Genomic DNA, 17,361 nt, shown 5'->3' on the forward strand with positions numbered 1-17,361 from the left:
TAACTAAGGGTTATTGCTGATTTGGTAACAAGTGGGCGATGGTACGTAGTCCATTCGGACCCGCCAATCCCCCAAACGGGTGAATTTCTAGTCATTGGTGCTATTACCAACAAACAATGTGAACAAATGCACATTTTTTGAAGGTTTTTTGGACTTGCCTTTTTTGTGTAGTCCACCGCACAGAACATCTGGGTAACAGCATGCACAGAGGGTGAAGTCTTTGTTTCTTCATGTTGATGCTGTGACCGAAAAGGCAATGCCTTAGTCCGAGTGGGCTACATGCTGGAGGCTAAACTTCAGCTCTAAAAACGGGAGTAGATAATGATTTTTGTCACCGGGGGGGCCGGGTACATTGGTTCGCATACCTGTGTTGAGCTGCTGAACGCGGGCATGGATGTAACCGTGTTCGACAATTTTTCCAACAGTCAGGCCGAAGCACTGGAACGTGTGAAGTCCATCACCGGAAAGCAACTCAGATCGGTGGAAGGGGATATCCGAGACGGCGTGGCCCTGAAAAAAGCTTTGGCAGATTCCGGTGCGACATCTGTTATCCATTTCGCCGGTTTGAAGGCGGTGGGGGAGTCAGAGGTTGATCCCCTGCGGTATTACGACAACAACGTAGTGGGAACCATGCGTTTGTTGGAATCTATGAGGGAGCTCAACATCAAACAGTTGGTGTTCAGCTCGTCGGCAACGGTGTATGGGGTCCCGCAGTTTCTGCCGTACACAGAAAAGCACCCTTTGTCTGCGACCAACACCTACGGCCAAACCAAGTTGGCGGTAGAAAATATGCTCAGGGACGTCTATCGGAGTGATGCCTCTTGGCGTTTGGCGATTTTGCGCTATTTCAATCCTGTGGGTGCGCACCCAACGGGGCTGATAGGCGAGGACCCGCAAGGCGTGCCGAATAATTTAATGCCATACGTAGCTCAGGTTGCAGTCGGGCGCCGGGAGTTCTTGAATGTGTGGGGTAACGATTACCCCACGCCCGATGGCACCGGTGTGCGTGATTACATTCACGTTGTCGATCTGGCTGCGGGACATGTGAAGGCCGTCCAGTTTTTGGAACGTAATGCGGGTTGCAACGCAATCAACTTGGGGGCAGGGGTAGGCCATAGCGTTCTTGACTTGGTCCACGCATTCGAGTCGGCCAGTGGCAAGCCTGTACCCGTGAAGGTGGGGCCGCGACGCTCCGGCGATTTGGACGCTTACTGGGCAGACCCTAGCTTGGCCCGGGATTTGCTGGGCTGGTCTGCAGAGCGCGGAATGGAGGCTATGTGCCTCGACACTTGGAAATGGCAACAAAGTAATCCAAACGGATACAAGGGAGGGATTTAAATGGCAAAAGGAATGATTCTGGCTGCGGGTCAAGGCACACGGGTTCGCCCGCTGACAAAAGACCTGCCCAAGCCTATGGTGCCTATTCTGGGCAAACCGGTGATGGAGTATTTGATCGAGCATCTTGCTCGCCACGGCATTCGCGAAATCATTGTCAACGTGGCCTACCACCACCAGCGGATCGAGCAGTATTTTGGGGATGGCAGCCGTTGGGGGGTTGAAATTGCCTACTCGTATGAAGGCGTGCGTGAGCATGGTGACATCCTGCCCAAGCCTATGGGCTCTGCAGGGGGTATGCGCCGAATTCAGGATTTCAGCGGATTCTTTGACGACACCACGCTGGTTTTGTGTGGCGATGCATTGATTGATCTCGATATCACCGCAGCTATAGCCGAGCACAAGGCCAAAGGCGCTCTTGCCAGCGTAGTAGCACTGGATGTGCCTCTAGACGAAGTGCAGAACTATGGCGTGGTAGTGGCTGATAGCGAAGGGCGCATCCAGTCTTTCCAGGAAAAGCCCAAGCCTGAAGAGGCCAAATCCACTTTGGCAAGCACCGGCATCTACATTTTTGAGCCGGAGATTCTGGAAAAAGTGCCCAAGGGTAAGGTGTATGACATCGGGTCAGAGCTTTTCCCTCAGCTGGCAAAGGATGGTTCGCCGTTTTATGTGCAGAACCGGCCCTTTCATTGGATTGATATCGGACGCGTGAGCGATTATTGGACTGTCTTGCAGCGCGTGCTTAAGGGTGAGGTGGAAAACATGCCCATGCCAGGTAAGGAAGTGAAGCCTGGTGTTTGGGTGGGTTTGAACACCAACATACCTTGGGACAAGGTGAGAATTGAAGGGCCTGTGTATATCGGCTCTAGTGTGAAGATTGAAGAGGGCGCGACCATCATCGGGCCTTCTTGGATCGGACATGGAAGTGTGATTCGCTCGGGCGCTCGCATTACCCGAGGTATTTTGTTTGAGTACACCCGAATAGCGCCGGACATGCATTTCCACGAAATGATTGTCTCCCGCTTGTACTGCGTGAACCGGCATGGCGAAACCTTGTACGCTGGTGACGATACTTCCCGCATGCGATGGGGTGATGCTAGGGCCTAAGTCTGATGCAGAATCAGCGGATGCTGATTCAACCTATCATTTTGTCCGGGGGCTCCGGCACGCGTTTGTGGCCGCTCTCGCGTGAGAAGTATCCCAAGCAGTTGCTGCCCCTGATTGGCGATGACTCTTTACTGCAGGCCACGATACGCCGTGTAGAAGGCGTTCAGGGCGCTGAGCTTGCACCACCCATGGTGGTGTGCAACGAAGAGTATCGCTTTGTGATCGCGGAGCAGATGCGGCTGATGGGCAAGCCGGGCTCTGTCATTCTTGAGCCTCAGGGGCGAAATACGGCTCCAGCGCTTACTCTTGCTGCGCGAGCAGCTATCAAAAACGGAGTAGATCCGGTTCTACTGGTTATGCCGGCGGACCACGTGATCATGGATGTGGCGGCTTTCAGGGCTGCTGTGATCCGGGGCGCTGCGCTGGCTCAAGATGGCGCGGTGGTGACCTTCGGTATAACGCCGGATGCGCCGGAAACCGGTTACGGGTATATCCAGTCTGGCGAGGCTTTCGGTGCAGCCGGCGCCATGCGCATTGCGCGCTTCGTAGAAAAACCTGATTTGGAAACCGCACAAGGCTACTTGCGCGAGGGCACTTACTCGTGGAACAGCGGCTTGTTCATGATGAAGGCTTCTGTGTGGCTTGCTGCATTGGAGTTATGCAGGCCAGACATTGCCAAAGCCTGTGAGTCAGCGTGGAGCCAGGGCAGTACCGACGGCGAGTTTGTGCGGGTGGGTAAAGAGGCATTCAGTGCTTGCCCCAGTGACTCGATCGATTACGCGGTGATGGAACGCTTGGCCGGCAAGAATGGCGCCCCTACGCTAGGCTTGCCGGTGGGGGTGGTGATTCCTCTTGCTGCGGGATGGTCTGATGTGGGTGCTTGGGAGGCTTTGTGGAATGTGCTGCCGAAAGACGATGCCGGCAACGTTGCGCAAGGCGATGTGCTCATACAGGACAGCCGAAATACGCTGGCCCTGTCGGAAGGGCGCTTGATTGCCTGCGTGGGCGTGGATGACCTGATCGTTGTTGAAACGGCCGATGCCGTTTTGGTGGCTCACAAGAACAAGACCCAAGACGTTAAGAAGATAGTGGACCGCTTGAAACAGGCGGGTCGCAGTGAAGGGCAGGCGCACCGCAAGGTGTTCCGCCCCTGGGGTTGGTACGACAGTATTGATCAGGGTGAGCGCTTCCAGGTGAAGCGCATTGTGGTGAAGCCGGGAGCAGCATTGTCGCTGCAGATGCACCATCACCGTGCTGAGCACTGGATTGTGGTGAGTGGTACTGCGAAGGTCACGGTGGGCGAGAAGACCGTATTGCTTTCAGAGAATGAATCTACCTACATTCCACTTGGAACCACACATCGACTTGAGAACCCTGGAAAGCTGGCACTGGAGATGATTGAGGTGCAGTCGGGCAGCTATTTGGGCGAGGACGACATCGTGCGGTTTGAGGACGTTTATGGTCGTTGATGTGATTTTTTTCACATTTTTTAAGCTCGACTAGTACTTACGGGCTATTGGTGTAACTACTTGTGTCTTCGACAATCCTGTCAAAGCCCGAATTGGTCTGGCTTAATCAGGGGACGTAAATGAAATCAATGAAATCTATTGCTCTGGCGATGCTGAGCACCTTGGCGCTTGGCGCAAACGCGGCAACCAATTTGGTTACCAACGGTAGCTTTGAGCAAACCGCTCAAACCAACTGGAACACATACACTAGCCTGCCAGGCTGGACTGGTCAGCCCAATGTTGAACTCCGTAACAATGTTTCTGGCACAGCTCAAGACGGCTTGAATTTCGTGGAATTGGATACCAATGCCAACAGCGGTATTACCCAAACCATCACCGCTACAGGTTTGGTAGAGCTCAGCTTTTGGTACTCGGCTCGTCCCGGTACCTCCAGCAGTACAAACGATTTGCAAGTGTCTTTCGGTAACAGCTTCCAAACTACCGTCCTGCAAGGCGTTGGTAACAGCACCAGCACTCACAATTGGCAACACTTTACCCAAATCGTAAACTTGGGTAATTCTGGTTCCGCAGTTCTGGCTTTTTATGCACGTGGTGCATCGGATTCCTTGGGCGGTTCGTTGGATAACATTTCCGTGACTTCGGTGCCCGAGCCAGAAACCTACGCCATGTTGCTGGCAGGTTTGGGTGTGATGGGTACTATCGCCCGTCGCCGCAAGCAAAAAGCTGCTTAAGAAGCACGCTTCCGACACAAAAAAGGGGCTTGCCAAACGGCAAGCCCTTTTTTTATACGCCGAAACTTGGTCGGGGTGAGAGGATTCGAACCTCCGATCTCTTCGTCCCGAACGAAGCGCCTTACCGGACTAGGCCACACCCCGTGTGCGAAAGTGAGCGGCTGAAAACCTAGTGGTTACGCTCCAGCAACTGCGTTGCCAAGTTAATCAAACACTCGGAATACTCATTCGTTGGCAGACGTTTAGCGGCCTCAATTGCGCGAGCGGCTTCTGAGCGCGCAGAAGCCTTGGCGACGTCGAGTGCGCCGGTCTTTCTGACAATGGCCACTACTGCCTCCAGCATAGTGAGGTCGCCGGTTTCGATCGCGGTCTGGATCGTACTCCGCTCAGACTCAGTGCCACGTTGCATGGCTGCAATCAACGGCAGTGTGGTTTTGCCTTCGCGCAGGTCGTCGCCCAGGTTCTTGCCCATGACTGTGGCATCACCCGCATAGTCGAGCACGTCATCGATGACTTGGAATGCGGTCCCCATGGCTTGGCCGAATTCGGCACATGCTTCTTCGTGGGCTTCAGATGCTTGAGACAAGATGGCGCCGACACGGGCGCTTGCTTCAAACAGCTTTGCAGTCTTGGAGCGGATAACTTGCAAATAACCCGCCTCATCGAGAGCTGCATTGTGCATGTTCATCAGTTGCATCACTTCCCCTTCGGAAATGATGTTGGTGGCATCTGCCAGCACCTGCATGATGCGCATGCTTTGGGCGTCGACCATCATCTGGAAGGCGCGGGAGTACAGGAAGTCGCCTACCAAGACACTGGCGGGGTTTCCGAAACGTGCATTAGCGGTGGGCGCTCCGCGACGGAGGTCCGAGTCGTCGACAACATCGTCATGCAGCAAGGTCGCTGTGTGAATGAATTCGACCACTGCGGCCATGTTGTACCGTTGCTCTCCCCTGTAGCCCAATGCTCCACAGCACAGCAACAACAGGGCGGGGCGAAGGCGCTTGCCGCCAGCAGAGATGATGTATTGGGAGACGCTGCCAACGAGGGGAACGCCGGAGTCCAATCTCTGGGCGATGACCCTGTCAACTTCGCGCATGTCGGGTTCGACGATGGAAAGACCCGTCGAAGAAGCAGGAGTAGAGACTTGCAAGGCGTTGGACCGGTTTGTTTTCCCCGATTATAGAGAGGCTATGGCTCTCTGCCCCTGCACTGGTAGAGTAGGCTTTGACGAATTACGGCGAAATGTTATACTCCAAGGCTCTGCGAAAATTCATTTGCAGAATTTCCTAGTCGAAGAGGTCAACATGTACGCGGTCATAAAAACCGGCGGCAAGCAATATCGCGTTGCTGCTGGCGAAAAAATTAAAGTAGAACAGATTGCTGCGGACGTAGGCCAAGAGATCGTGATCGACCAGGTTCTGGCAGTCGGAAACGGCGCTGAACTGAAGGTTGGCACACCCTTGGTGTCCGGTGCGACCGTTACGGTCACAGTAATTTCCCACGGAAAGCACGACAAAGTGCGCATTTTCAAGATGCGTCGTCGTAAGCATTACCAAAAACGTCAAGGTCACCGTCAGCAGTTCACCGAACTGCAAATCGGCGCGATCAAGGCTTAAAGGAATAGGTCATGGCACAGAAAAAAGGCGGCGGCTCTACGCGCAACGGACGTGACTCCAAGCCAAAGATGCTCGGTGTGAAGGCTTTCGGCGGTGAATTGATCAGCGCTGGTTCCATCATCGTGCGTCAACGCGGTACCAAGTTCCACGCTGGCGACAACGTCGGCATGGGCGTGGACCACACCCTGTTTGCACTGGTGGACGGCAAAGTGTCGTTCGCAGTGAAGGGTGCGTTGAACAAGCACACAGTGAGCATTACTGCAGCGTAAACTGCACAGGCTCCCCCGAGAAACCCTGCGCCCTTCGCGCGGGGTTTTTCATTTCTAACCTCGGTGTACGACCATGAAGTTTGTTGACGAAGCCTACATTGATATCTCCGCGGGAGACGGTGGCGCGGGTTGCGTCTCCTTCCGGCATGAAAAGTACAAAGAATTTGGTGGCCCCAACGGGGGCGACGGTGGCCGCGGTGGGCATGTGTTTGCTGTTGCGGACCCCAATCTGAATACCTTGGTGGATTACCGCTTTGCGCGTCGTTATGACGCCAAGCGGGGCGAGCACGGTATGGGCTCCGACATGTTCGGTGCGGCCGGTGATGACATCACCCTCAAAATGCCGGTAGGCACCATCATTTCCGATGCGGAAACCGGTGAAGTTCTGTTTGAGTTATTGCAGCCTGGTGAGGTCATCACCATCGCCAAAGGCGGTGACGGCGGTTTTGGCAATTTGCGTTTCAAGAGCGCGATCAACCGCGCCCCGCGCCAGAAGACGCCCGGTTGGCCAGGTGAGAAGCGCAACCTGAAGCTGGAGCTCAAAGTTCTGGCGGACGTCGGTTTGTTGGGTATGCCCAATGCCGGTAAATCTACCTTTATTTCTGCGGTCTCCAACGCGCGTCCGCGGATTGCGGATTATCCCTTCACAACCCTGCACCCCAACTTGGGTGTGGTGCGCGTCGGACCCGAGCAAAGTTTCGTGGTTGCAGACCTGCCTGGTCTGATTGAAGGCGCGGCTGAGGGCGCTGGCCTCGGACATCAGTTCTTGCGTCACTTGCAGCGCACCCGCTTGTTGCTGCACGTGGTGGACATGGCCCCCTTTGATGAGGGTGTGGACACGGTTGCGCAGGCCAAGGCCATTGTGAACGAGTTGAAGAAGTACGACGAAGAGTTGTACAAGAAGCCACGCTGGTTGGTTCTGAACAAGTTGGATATGGTGCCTACAGATGACCGTGCGGCATTGATCAAGGACTTTGTGAAGCGCTACAAGTTCAAAGGCCCCGTATTCGAGATTTCGGCGCTGACCAGAGAAGGCTGCGAGCCGCTGATTAAAGAAATCTACAAGCACATCAAGGCGCAGCAGATTGCTGAAATGCCTCACGTGGAGGTGGACCCCCGCTTCGCACCAGGATCTACCGACCCCGATGGTAATTCCGCTGCCTGATTTGCTCCTATTTTTATAGCTGCTCGCGCATACATAACGGGCGCTACAAGCATAAATGAACCCTAAATTCAGTTCGATGGTGTTGCGCGATGCCCGGCGTGTCGTGGTCAAAGTGGGCTCCAGCCTGGTCACCAATGATGGTCGTGGGCTGGACGAGCAGGCCATTGGCGAATGGTGCAGGCAATTGGCGCACTTGATTCGCGATGGACGCGAGGTCATCATGGTGTCCAGCGGCGCCATTGCCGAAGGCATGAAGCGGCTGGGCTGGACCACTCGCCCCAAGGCAGTTCAAGAATTGCAAGCGGCAGCTGCTGTTGGGCAGATGGGCTTGGCGCAGATGTACGAGACCAAACTCCGTGCGAACGGTTTGGGAAGCGCACAGGTCTTGCTCACGCATGCCGATTTGGCCGATCGCGAGCGCTACCTCAATGCACGTTCCACCTTGCTGACTTTGTTGAAGCTGGGTGTAGTCCCAGTGATCAATGAAAACGACACGGTGGTGAATGATGAAATCAAGTTTGGCGACAACGACACCCTCGGTGCGTTGGTGGCGAACCTAGTGGAAGCGGATGCCTTGGTCATCCTCACCGACCAAAAGGGCTTGTTCACTGCCGATCCGCGCAAAGATGCATCTGCCACTTTCGTGAGCGAAGCCTCTGCAGGTGATGCGAAGCTCGAACTCATGGCGGGTGGCGCTGGCAGCAGCATAGGTCGCGGTGGCATGCTCACCAAAATTCTGGCGGCCAAACGTGCGGCCGGCTCCGGGGCTTCCACTGTCATTGCTTGGGGGCGTGAGCCTGATGCACTGATTCGGCTAACCCAGGGTGATGCGATTGGTACCTTGCTAATTGCACAGACCCAGAAAAATCAAGCCCGCAAACAGTGGATGGCGGATCACCTGCAAATGCGTGGCGCCGTCATTGTGGATGCGGGTGCCGCAGCCAAGGTGCGCGACGAGGGCAAGAGCTTGCTCCCCATCGGGATGGTTCAGGTGGAAGGTGAGTTTTCTCGCGGTGACGTTATCGCAGTTCGGGATGAGGCCGGCCAAGAAATTGCCCGCGGATTGGCCAACTACGCAAGCGCAGAGGCTCGATTGCTGTGTCGCAAGCCATCGTCCGAATTTGAGCGCCTATTGGGCTATGCCGCGGAGCCCGAGATGCTGCATCGGGACAATCTGGTGCTCAGCCGCTAAGCCTCACTAGTTTGAAGAGCTACACCGGGTTGTCGTTTTTCTGATTTGCCGGTTTCGTGCCGGTTTGAAGCGCCTTGATGATGTCAGGCTTACTCACTACGACACGCGCATAGCAAGCTGCCTGCCTGGCGAACATGCGGGGGTGTTGTGATCCCATGTTATCTAGCAGATCACGCCAGACCGGGTTGGCTACCGGTGACCAGGTTCCACTGGAGCCGGCGCGGGCATAGGTTTTGACCTCACCGGTCAGGCACCGGATGCCTTCGTACACCGCGTTGCTCGTCCCCGTCGAATTGGTCATGACCGCCACGTACCGAACAATGCCGTCATTGCCCACGTAAATCGTGTTGGGATCAATCCCTACTTTGACGGTCACAAAGTTCGGCATTTCCAAAGGCAAAACTTTGGTGACCGAAAAGGCGGGTGCGGGAGGCTCCTTTTCCTCAACCCAGTCCGGGTTATCCAAAGAGTTCTGTGCGCAGGCAAGACTGCTGACCAGTAGCAAGACTTGACCTGCAACTGAGCGCTTGAAATGATTCATGATGTGGAGGGCACATTCGTGCCCGGGTCCGGTTCAAACGACGCGCCTGGAGGCAATTCCATGTGGTTGGGCTGGAGCCGGTCAAAGCCGCTTTCGACTTCCCGTTGGCGTCCGCTACCGTGGCGCAAAAAACGGTTACGTGGCTCATGACGAGGCAGATAACGCGATAGCTCTGTCAGAGCCATTTCATAGACTCCGCGCTTGAATTCCACGACGGCGTCCAGCGGCACCCAATAGTCGTTCCAGCGCCAAGCATCGAACTCAGGGTGGTCCGTAGCACGCAGATTCAGGTCCCAATCGTGACCGACCAATTGCAGCAGAAACCAGATCTGCTTTTGTCCTTTGTAGTGGCCCCGCGCATCGCGGCGCACATACCTGTCCGGCACCTCGTAGCGCAACCAGTCCCGGGTACGGGCCACAATGCTTACATGCTCCGGAAGGAGGCCCACCTCTTCATGGAGTTCCCGGAACATGGCTTGCTCAGGAGTTTCCCCCCGGTCAATGCCACCTTGCGGGAACTGCCACGAATGCGTGCGTATGCGTTTGCCCCAAAATACCTGATTTCGCTGGTTGAGCAGGACGATGCCGACATTGGGTCGAAATCCGTCCCGGTCAAGCATAATCAAACCCCAATTTTTAAACTTCATTCATTATGCACAGCGAAAGCAGTGCATCAAGGTCTGGAGTTCCCTGTAGTTCACTGAGCGACCCATGAAAGCCTCCCAATTCCTGATTTCCACCCTGAAAGAAGCGCCCACCGATGCCGAAGTGGTGAGCCACAAGCTCATGATGCGCGCGGGCATGATCAAAAAGCTGGGTGCCGGCATCTACAACTACATGCCTATGGGTTTGCGGGTCATCCGCAAGGTCGAAGCCATCGTTCGTGAAGAGATGAACCGTGCCGGTGCTGTTGAGCTGACCATGCCCGTGATTCAACCGGCAGAGCTGTGGCAGGAGACAGGTCGCTTTGACAAGATGGGCCCCGAGCTGCTTCGCATCAAAGACCGCCATGAGCGCGACTATGTGGTGCAGCCCACCAGCGAAGAGGTGGTGACCGACATCGCCCGCCAGGAGATCAAGAGTTACAAACAGCTGCCCAAAAACCTGTACCAGATCCAGACCAAGTTCCGTGATGAGCGCCGGCCCCGTTTCGGCTTGATGCGCGGTCGCGAATTCATCATGAAGGACGCGTATAGCTTCGACCGTGATCAGGATTCGGCGAAGGCAAGCTATCAGGTCATGGCCAAGGCCTACCGCCGCATCTTCGACCGCTTCGGCCTGACCTACCGCGCAGTTGCAGCAGATAGCGGCGCTATCGGCGGCGACTTGAGCGAAGAGTTCCAGGTGATTGCGGCTACCGGTGAAGACGCCATCGTCTATTGCCCGACCAGTGACTACGCTGCCAATATGGAAAAAGCAGAAGCATTGGCGACTGTAGCGCCCAGAGCGTCTGCGCAAGCTGCTATGGAAAAAGTTGCAACGCCCGGAAAGAGCACCTGTGAGGATGTGGCTGCTTTGTTGGGTGTGGCACTGAATACGACAGTCAAGTCTTTGGTGCTGGCGACAGACGAGAAAGATGAGCACGGCGTGGTCAAGAAGACCCAAGTCTGGCTCTTGCTGCTGCGCGGTGACCATGACATGAATGAGGTCAAGGTCGGCAAGTTGCCGGGTCTGGCCGAGTTCCGATTTGCCACCGTGGGTGAGATTGAAGAGCACTTCGGCTGCAAGCCTGGTTACCTTGGCCCCATCGGCCTCAAGCAGCCACTCAAGATCGTGGCTGACCGTGATGTGACGGTCATGGCCGACTGGATTTGTGGCGCCAACGAAGAGGGCTTTCACATCCGGGGCGTAAATTGGGGTCGTGATTTGCCGGAACCCGACATGGTCGCGGACCTGCGCAATGTGGTGGAGGGCGATGCCTCGCCCGACGGCAAAGGCGTGCTGGCGATTGAGCGTGGCATCGAAGTCGGCCATGTGTTCTACCTGGGCACCAAGTACAGCAAGGCGATGAACGCCACCTTCCTGGATGTGAACGGCAAGCCCCAGTTCATGGAGATGGGCTGCTACGGCATCGGCATCACCCGCCTGCCCGCCGCTGCGATTGAGCAGAACCACGATGACAAGGGCATCATCTGGCCCGATGCGTTGGCGCCGTTTACCGTGGTCTTGTGCCCGATCAATCCGGATCGTTTCCCTGATGTGAAGGCAGCGGCCGACAAGCTCTATGAAGAGCTGCTGTCTGCGGGTGTTGACGTGATTCTCGACGACCGTAATGAGCGCCCCGGCGCCATGTTTGCGGATTGGGAGCTGATCGGTGTTCCGCACCGCGTGAACATCGGCGACCGTGGCTTGAAAGAAGGCTTGGTGGAGTACCAGCACCGCCGTGAAAGTGCCGCAACCAGCGTGCCGGTGGCAGACATCGCATCGCTGTTGCTCGGCCGCCTCAAGGCATGAGTCTTCCGCTCTCCGATTCGCTGGTTTCAAGGCGAATCGGGCTGCAGCGCTTATCTCTCGTGTGCGGGTTGCTCTGTTTTTCGCAGCAACGCGCATGGGCGGGCGCGCAGGTGGAGGAGCCTTTGGTGGACTCAGTGCGTACCGCTCTGTCGTCCGCCATTACCAATTCTGCGCCGCCCATACCTGAATTTCAGGACACCGAGTCGCGCCTCAAATACCTGCGCTGGCTGGGTGCCATGAGCGAGCGCCTCAAGAAGAAAAAGCCTGAGTGGGACGTGCGCCGGGAGTTTCTGCAAACGGTCTGGTACGAGAGCAAGCGTGCCGGTCTGGATGTGGCCCTGGTACTTGGCCTGATTCAGGTGGAGAGCAACTTCCGCAAATTTGCGGTCAGCAGCGTGGGGGCGCGCGGCTACATGCAGGTCATGCCGTTCTGGACCCGCGTTCTTGGCGACGGCGATGCCGGCAAGCTGTTTCACATGCAGACCAACCTGCGTTTCGGCTGTGTGATCCTGCGCCACTACCTGGAGCGGGAGCGCGGCGATGTGTTTATGGCCCTGGGGCGCTACAACGGCTCCCGCGGCAAAGCCCCGTATCCGAACGCTGTGCTCGGCGCCCGCCGCAACTGGGAATGGGCAGGCTAAACTTGGCCCGCAATCGGGGTGAGGGTAGGGCGGGCCAGCCAGTAGGCCTCGAAGTCTTTGGCAGGCATGGGCCGCGCGAATAAATAGCCCTGCGCTTGATCGCAGCCCATGCGGGTAAGGGCCTCCCGGGTGGCTTCGTTTTCCACGCCCTCGGCGGTCACGGTGAGCTGCAAACTTTTGGCCAAGTGAATGATGGCGCTCACCATGGCCACATCTTTTTGTCCCTGCATCAATCGGCGGACAAACGACTGGTCAATCTTGAGTTTATGCACCGGAAAGCGCTGCAGGTAAGACAGGTTGGAGTAACCGGTGCCGAAGTCATCGATGGACATTCGGATGCCGGAGTGTTGAATCCGGCCAAGCGTGGTGATGAATTTCTCGGTGTCATGGATCAGGGTGGACTCCGTGACTTCCAACTCCAATTGCCGCGGATCCAGACCGGTCTCCCGTAGAGCCTGTGCGATCACGGCTTCCACATTGCCCCGACTGAATTGAACCGGCGACAGGTTGACCGACACAAACAGATCCGTCGCACCTTGCTGCCGCCAGGCCTGCATTTGCCGGCAGGCTTCAGTCAACACCCATTGACCGATGTCCACAATCAAGCCCGATTTTTCTGCCAAGGTGATGAACAAGCCGGGTGACACCATACCCAGCTTGGGGTTTTGCCAGCGCACCAGCGCTTCCGCCCCCAACAGCCTGCCGCTGTGCAGGTCATACACCGGCTGGTAGTGCAATACAAACTCTTCTTGCGTGACCGCCTGCCGGAGGCTGGAAATCAGGTGCAGGCTCTCCGTCACACTGCTGCGGATGTCTTCACTGAAGAATCGGAAGGTGTTGCGCCCGGCTTCTTTGGCGTGATACATCGCCAGGTCAGCGTGCCGCATCAGTTCGTCGAAAGAGTTGCCGTGTTGGGGATACAGGGCGATGCCGATAGAGCAGGAAGCGAGCACTTCTAGGCCTCGCAACTGAAACGGGGCCTGCATCTTCTGCAGGATGTCCTGACTGACTTTCGCCACCGCATCGGGGTGTTGGAGACCAGTCAGACCAATCAAAAATTCATCTCCGCCCTGCCGGCAAACAATGTCTGTTTGCCGCACCGATTCACGCAAACGCTGCGCCACTTGCACCAAAAAATCATCTCCAGCGGAATGCCCCAAGGAGTCGTTGACGTCTTTGAAGTTGTCCAGATCCACAAACAGCATGGCGACCAGATTCTTCTCTTCGGCGGCTAAGCGCATCGCCTCGGTCAGGAGCTCGTTACCCAGTATGCGGTTGGGCAGACGCGTCAACCCATCGTGCTGTGCCAGATAGGTCAGGTTCTTTTCCGAGGCATGAAAACGCGCAATCTGCGCCCTTAGGCGCACCAATGCGTTTTGCATGTCGTAGGTCAGAAACCAGATCAGAAAACCATTGATCAGCAAAATGGATACGCTGTCTGTCAGCCGGTCCAGCTCGGTACCGGAGGTGATGCCAGTGCGCCAACCGTTCAATGTACCCAGGCCCAACATCACCACGCACCCCAGCATGAAGGTCAGCAGCATCCAGAAGTGTCTTGGTTTGAGTAGCTGACCCGCCCCGATCAGGATGACCGGATAACCCAGGAGCGAGGAGTCGCGCAGCCCGTCGCTGAACCACATGATGCTGAACAGGGAGAGGGTGGCCACCGACAGCACCATGCCGGCAGCGGCCTCGTGGTGCCCGCGGTGGTTGAGCCATTGGCAGGGGAGCATCAGCGCAGCTCCCAAGCCCAGGGACAGGACTACATCCCAGCGGGATTGCAGTCCGTACTGGGCTGCCGTGCCGCTGAAGGCGATGAACACCAGCAGTGCAAACTGGAAGACCCGGCGACTTCGTACGGTCGCCTCTTCCGCATCGTCATGACGGGGATTGGACACAGCAGACTCCCTGCAAGCCTCATGGGGGTTGCGGTTGCCCGGTCATTCGCGCCAGGCATACCGCTGGAGGCGGTTAATTGGCCTGGGCGCCGATCACTTGCACCAGTTCGCCGGATTCGTACATCTCCATCATGATGTCTGAGCCGCCGATGAATTCACCCTTGATGTAGAGCTGGGGGATGGTGGGCCAGCTGCTGTATTCCTTGATGCCTTGGCGGATGCCGTCGTCTTCCAGCACGTTCACGGTCTTGATGGTCTTGGTATCCACGCCGCAGGCCTTGAGGATCTGGATAGCGCGGCCGGAGAAGCCGCACTGTGGGAAGCTGGCAGTGCCTTTCATGAACAGCAGGATGTCGTTGGACTTCACCAGTTCGTCAATGCGTTGTTGTGCGTCGCTCATGTCAAAAATTCCGAGTAGATAGATACCCTAATTATTTCACCTTCGTCCCTGCTTGTCGCCCTTCCGTGGCCTCAGCGCACAGCCGGTAAGGCTTTTTACGATAATTGGGGGCATGAACATCACTAAAAACACCGCAGTCACCCTGCAATTCAAGATTTCCGATGCTACCGGCAAGCTGCTGGACCAGAGCCAGGAACCCATCGCCTACCTGCATGGCGGCTACGGCAATACTTTCCCAAAGATTGAAGAAGCACTCGAAGGCCAGGCAGCCGGCTTCGCCACCACCGTGGAGCTGGCCCCTGCCGATGCCTTCGGCGAATACAACGAAGGCCTGTTACAAACCATTCCCAAAACCCAGTTTCCCCCGGGCGTGAAGGTTGGTGGTCAGCTGGAAGGCCGTGCCGAAGATGGCCAAACCATCGTGTTCACCGTGGTCAAGATCAAGGGCCCTGAAGTGCACCTCGACGGTAACCATCCCCTGGCCGGCAAGACACTGCGATTTGCACTGAAGGTGCTGGAAGTGCGTGCTGCCAGCGAAGAAGAAATCGCCCACGGACACGTGCATGGTGCCCACGGCCATCATCACTGATTGCCTTTCGGTAGCTTTTGCGTGAGTTGAATTGCGGAATTTTGTTTTTTATTGGCATAAATCACCAAGTATTTTGAAATAAAGGCAAACAACGCAATTGGCTGCCGGTCCTGCGGGGCTACGATACCAGTCTAGAAATTGGTGTCATGCCCTTCAGGAGTTTTTGCCGTGTTGTCCAACCCCGCTACCAAATACCGCGCCTTCCCTTCCATTGACTTGCCGAATCGGCAGTGGCCCACGCGCAGCATCACCCAGCCGCCCATTTGGATGAGCACGGACCTGAGGGACGGTAACCAATCCCTGTTTGAGCCCATGAATGCGGAGCGCAAGATGCGCATGTTCCGCACGCTGCTGAGAGTGGGTTTCAAAGAAATCGAGGTCGGCTTCCCCAGCGCCTCGCAAACCGACTTTGACTTTGTGCGCGAGTTGATCACTGGTGGTCATGTGCCCGATGACGTGACCATCGAAGTGCTCACCCAGTCCCGCGAGCACCTGATCCGCCGCACCATCGAGTCCCTCAAGGGCGCGCGCCGCGCCATCGTGCATGTGTATAACGCCACCGCCCCCGTCTTCCGCGAAGTGGTTTTCGGCATGAGCAAGCCCGAGGTCAAAGAGTTGGCCGTGTCTTCGGTGCGCTTGATCAAAGAGATCACTGCCACCATGCCCGAGACCGAGTGGGTGCTGCAGTACAGCCCCGAGGTGTTTACCAGCACCGAACTCGAATTCGCCTGCGAAGTATGTGACGCCGTCACCGCCGAGTGGGGCGCCACGCCTGCCAACAAGGTGATCCTCAATTTGCCGGCCACCGTGGAGGTGTCCACCCCCAACATTTATGCCGACCAGATCGAGTGGATGCACACCCACCTGGCTCGCCGCGACAGCATCATCCTGAGCCTGCACCCGCACAACGACCGGGGCACTGGCGTGGCGGCTGCCGAACTGGGCATGATGGCCGGCGCCGACCGCGTGGAAGGCTGCTTGTTCGGCAACGGCGAGCGCACCGGAAATGTGGACCTTGTGACCTTGGCCCTGAATATGTACACCCAGGGCGTGAGCCCCGGTCTCGATTTTTCGGACATCAACGCCATTGCCCGCACCGTCGAGCATTGCAACCAGTTGCCCATCCACCCACGCCACCCGTATGTGGGTGACCTGGTGTTCACCGCGTTCAGTGGCTCCCACCAGGACGCCATCAAGAAAGGCTTTGCCGCCCAAAAGGCAGCCGGCCCGGATGCGATGTGGAATGTGCCCTACATGCCCATAGACCCTGCCGACGTGGGCCGCAGCTACGACTCGGTAATCCGCGTGAACAGCCAGTCCGGCAAGGGTGGTGTGGCTTATTTGATGGAAACCGAGTTCGGTGTGGTCATGCCGCGCCGCCTGCAGGTGGAGTTCTCGGGCGAAGTGCAAAGCTACACCGACAGCCATGGCGGCGAAATGAGCGCGCAAAACATTTGGGACCTGTTTGACGCCACCTACCTGAACGCGGCAGACGCCAAAGTGCGCTACGTCGAGCATCACCTGTTCGACCACCCCGGCCAGACCGGCAAGGCCCATGTGCAGGGCATCCGCATCGGCGTGGAGGTGGACGGCCAGCCCATGCTGATCACCGGCGAAGGGAACGGCCCCATCGACGCGGCAGTGCATGCCTTGCAGACGATTGGCGTGAAGGTGCAGGTGCGCAGCTATGAAGAGCGCAGCACCAAAGCCAGCACCGACGCGGGTGATGCACAAGCCTGTGCCTTCCTGGAGCTGGTGGCTACGAACGGCGATACCGGCAAGGGCGGCGAGCGCTTCGGGGTAGGCATGGACACCAACATCGTGACCGCCTCGGTCAAAGCCCTGATTAGCGGTGTGAATCGCTTGGGGCTGGTGGACGTGGATGCGGCAGAGCCTGTTGCAGCCTGATTCAGCCAAGTCATGAAGAGCCGGGGCAGCGCAAGCGCCCCGG

Annotated in this window: 17 protein-coding genes and 1 tRNA gene; 12 read left to right on the plus strand and 6 right to left on the minus strand. The window is 56.9% G+C overall.

Annotated features, from left to right (window positions below; translation table 11 throughout):
- Positions 1-318: 318 nt before the first annotated feature.
- The 4 genes from galE (at position 319) to AEP_RS17435 (ending at position 4,642) form a co-directional block, all read left to right on the plus strand.
- The gene (galE, locus tag AEP_RS17420; protein ID WP_198301975.1) at positions 319-1,338 is read left to right on the plus strand and encodes a UDP-glucose 4-epimerase GalE; all 1,020 of its coding nucleotides are present in this window, start codon (positions 319-321) and stop codon (positions 1,336-1,338) included.
- Entirely contained in the window at positions 1,339-2,442 is a 1,104-nt protein-coding gene (locus tag AEP_RS17425) for a sugar phosphate nucleotidyltransferase (protein ID WP_087496566.1), read from the plus strand.
- 20 nt (positions 2,443-2,462) lie between these two features.
- A complete protein-coding gene (locus tag AEP_RS17430; protein WP_087496567.1) occupies positions 2,463-3,911 on the plus strand; it encodes a mannose-1-phosphate guanylyltransferase/mannose-6-phosphate isomerase in 1,449 nt (482 codons plus the stop codon).
- Between the two features lie 119 nt (positions 3,912-4,030).
- The gene (locus AEP_RS17435; protein WP_087496568.1) at positions 4,031-4,642 is read left to right on the plus strand and encodes a PEP-CTERM sorting domain-containing protein; all 612 of its coding nucleotides are present in this window, start codon (positions 4,031-4,033) and stop codon (positions 4,640-4,642) included.
- A 67-nt stretch (positions 4,643-4,709) separates the two neighbouring features.
- On the opposite strand, the gene AEP_RS17440 is transcribed toward AEP_RS17435, so the two are convergent.
- Both AEP_RS17440 and AEP_RS17445 read right to left on the minus strand, forming a co-directional pair.
- A tRNA-Pro gene (locus AEP_RS17440) sits at positions 4,710-4,786 on the minus strand.
- A gap of 25 nt (positions 4,787-4,811) precedes the next feature.
- Positions 4,812-5,741: a polyprenyl synthetase family protein gene (locus AEP_RS17445; protein ID WP_087496569.1), complete on the minus strand. Its 930-nt coding sequence runs from the start codon at positions 5,739-5,741 to the stop codon at positions 4,812-4,814.
- A 208-nt stretch (positions 5,742-5,949) separates the two neighbouring features.
- Here AEP_RS17445 and rplU point away from each other — a divergent pair, with 208 nt between their 5' ends.
- From rplU to proB, 4 genes are all read left to right on the plus strand, one after another.
- A complete protein-coding gene (rplU, locus tag AEP_RS17450) occupies positions 5,950-6,261 on the plus strand; it encodes a 50S ribosomal protein L21 (RefSeq protein WP_087496570.1) in 312 nt (103 codons plus the stop codon).
- Positions 6,262-6,272: 11 nt separating this feature from the next.
- The gene (rpmA, locus tag AEP_RS17455) at positions 6,273-6,530 is read left to right on the plus strand and encodes a 50S ribosomal protein L27 (RefSeq protein WP_087496571.1); all 258 of its coding nucleotides are present in this window, start codon (positions 6,273-6,275) and stop codon (positions 6,528-6,530) included.
- A 73-nt stretch (positions 6,531-6,603) separates the two neighbouring features.
- Positions 6,604-7,695, plus strand: a complete 1,092-nt coding sequence (cgtA, locus tag AEP_RS17460; RefSeq protein WP_087496572.1) for an Obg family GTPase CgtA — start codon at positions 6,604-6,606, stop codon at positions 7,693-7,695.
- Positions 7,696-7,750: 55 nt separating this feature from the next.
- Positions 7,751-8,887, plus strand: a complete 1,137-nt coding sequence (gene proB / locus AEP_RS17465; protein WP_087496573.1) for a glutamate 5-kinase — start codon at positions 7,751-7,753, stop codon at positions 8,885-8,887.
- Positions 8,888-8,906: 19 nt separating this feature from the next.
- On the opposite strand, the gene AEP_RS17470 is transcribed toward proB, so the two are convergent.
- Together AEP_RS17470 and AEP_RS17475 are read right to left on the minus strand one after the other, a co-directional pair.
- Complete coding sequence (locus AEP_RS17470; RefSeq protein WP_087496574.1) at positions 8,907-9,428, minus strand: CNP1-like family protein; 522 nt, start codon at positions 9,426-9,428, stop codon at positions 8,907-8,909.
- The gene (locus AEP_RS17475; protein WP_087497404.1) at positions 9,425-10,048 is read right to left on the minus strand and encodes an RNA pyrophosphohydrolase; all 624 of its coding nucleotides are present in this window, start codon (positions 10,046-10,048) and stop codon (positions 9,425-9,427) included. Before AEP_RS17475 ends, AEP_RS17470 begins: the two co-directional genes overlap by 4 nt.
- Before the next feature lie 91 nt (positions 10,049-10,139).
- Between AEP_RS17475 and AEP_RS17480 the strand changes: the two genes are divergently transcribed.
- On the plus strand, positions 10,140-11,882 hold the full coding sequence (locus tag AEP_RS17480) for a proline--tRNA ligase (protein ID WP_087496575.1): 1,743 nt from the start codon (positions 10,140-10,142) through the stop codon (positions 11,880-11,882).
- Entirely contained in the window at positions 11,879-12,523 is a 645-nt protein-coding gene (locus tag AEP_RS17485; RefSeq protein ID WP_087496576.1) for a lytic transglycosylase domain-containing protein, read from the plus strand. Before AEP_RS17480 ends, AEP_RS17485 begins: the two co-directional genes overlap by 4 nt.
- Here AEP_RS17485 and AEP_RS17490 read toward each other — a convergent pair.
- Together AEP_RS17490 and grxD are read right to left on the minus strand one after the other, a co-directional pair.
- Complete coding sequence (locus AEP_RS17490) at positions 12,520-14,421, minus strand: putative bifunctional diguanylate cyclase/phosphodiesterase (protein WP_087496577.1); 1,902 nt, start codon at positions 14,419-14,421, stop codon at positions 12,520-12,522. The two genes, AEP_RS17485 and AEP_RS17490, sit on opposite strands and share 4 nt — an antisense overlap.
- Before the next feature lie 73 nt (positions 14,422-14,494).
- Positions 14,495-14,821 carry a Grx4 family monothiol glutaredoxin gene (grxD, locus tag AEP_RS17495; protein ID WP_087496578.1) on the minus strand — a complete coding sequence of 109 codons (327 nt, stop codon included), beginning with the start codon at positions 14,819-14,821 and terminating at the stop codon, positions 14,495-14,497.
- A 112-nt stretch (positions 14,822-14,933) separates the two neighbouring features.
- Between grxD and AEP_RS17500 the strand changes: the two genes are divergently transcribed.
- On the plus strand, positions 14,934-15,410 hold the full coding sequence (locus AEP_RS17500) for an FKBP-type peptidyl-prolyl cis-trans isomerase (protein ID WP_087496579.1): 477 nt from the start codon (positions 14,934-14,936) through the stop codon (positions 15,408-15,410).
- A gap of 168 nt (positions 15,411-15,578) precedes the next feature.
- Positions 15,579-17,318 (plus strand): 2-isopropylmalate synthase, encoded by a 1,740-nt coding sequence (gene leuA, locus AEP_RS17505; RefSeq protein WP_087496580.1) that lies wholly within the window; start codon positions 15,579-15,581, stop codon positions 17,316-17,318.
- Positions 17,319-17,361: the final 43 nt, after the last annotated feature.

It is taken from the genome of Curvibacter sp. AEP1-3 (genome assembly GCF_002163715.1).
Classification (GTDB): Bacteria; Pseudomonadota; Gammaproteobacteria; order Burkholderiales; family Burkholderiaceae_C; genus Allorhodoferax.

Excerpts from the sequence above, each read along its gene's own strand:
- AEP_RS17425 (WP_087496566.1), top strand. The coding sequence starts at position 1,339 with ATGGCAAAAGGAATGATTCTGGCTGCGGGTCAAGGCACACGGGTTCGC.
- AEP_RS17430 (WP_087496567.1), top strand. The coding sequence starts at position 2,463 with ATGCTGATTCAACCTATCATTTTGTCCGGGGGCTCCGGCACGCGTTTG.
- AEP_RS17435 (WP_087496568.1), top strand. The coding sequence starts at position 4,031 with ATGAAATCAATGAAATCTATTGCTCTGGCGATGCTGAGCACCTTGGCG.
- AEP_RS17445 (WP_087496569.1), bottom strand. The coding sequence starts at position 5,741 with ATGCGCGAAGTTGACAGGGTCATCGCCCAGAGATTGGACTCCGGCGTT.
- rplU (WP_087496570.1), top strand. The coding sequence starts at position 5,950 with ATGTACGCGGTCATAAAAACCGGCGGCAAGCAATATCGCGTTGCTGCT.
- rpmA (WP_087496571.1), top strand. The coding sequence starts at position 6,273 with ATGGCACAGAAAAAAGGCGGCGGCTCTACGCGCAACGGACGTGACTCC.
- cgtA (WP_087496572.1), top strand. The coding sequence starts at position 6,604 with ATGAAGTTTGTTGACGAAGCCTACATTGATATCTCCGCGGGAGACGGT.
- proB (WP_087496573.1), top strand. The coding sequence starts at position 7,751 with ATGAACCCTAAATTCAGTTCGATGGTGTTGCGCGATGCCCGGCGTGTC.
- AEP_RS17470 (WP_087496574.1), bottom strand. The coding sequence starts at position 9,428 with ATGAATCATTTCAAGCGCTCAGTTGCAGGTCAAGTCTTGCTACTGGTC.
- AEP_RS17475 (WP_087497404.1), bottom strand. The coding sequence starts at position 10,048 with ATGCTTGACCGGGACGGATTTCGACCCAATGTCGGCATCGTCCTGCTC.
- AEP_RS17480 (WP_087496575.1), top strand. The coding sequence starts at position 10,140 with ATGAAAGCCTCCCAATTCCTGATTTCCACCCTGAAAGAAGCGCCCACC.
- AEP_RS17485 (WP_087496576.1), top strand. The coding sequence starts at position 11,879 with ATGAGTCTTCCGCTCTCCGATTCGCTGGTTTCAAGGCGAATCGGGCTG.
- grxD (WP_087496578.1), bottom strand. The coding sequence starts at position 14,821 with ATGAGCGACGCACAACAACGCATTGACGAACTGGTGAAGTCCAACGAC.
- AEP_RS17500 (WP_087496579.1), top strand. The coding sequence starts at position 14,934 with ATGAACATCACTAAAAACACCGCAGTCACCCTGCAATTCAAGATTTCC.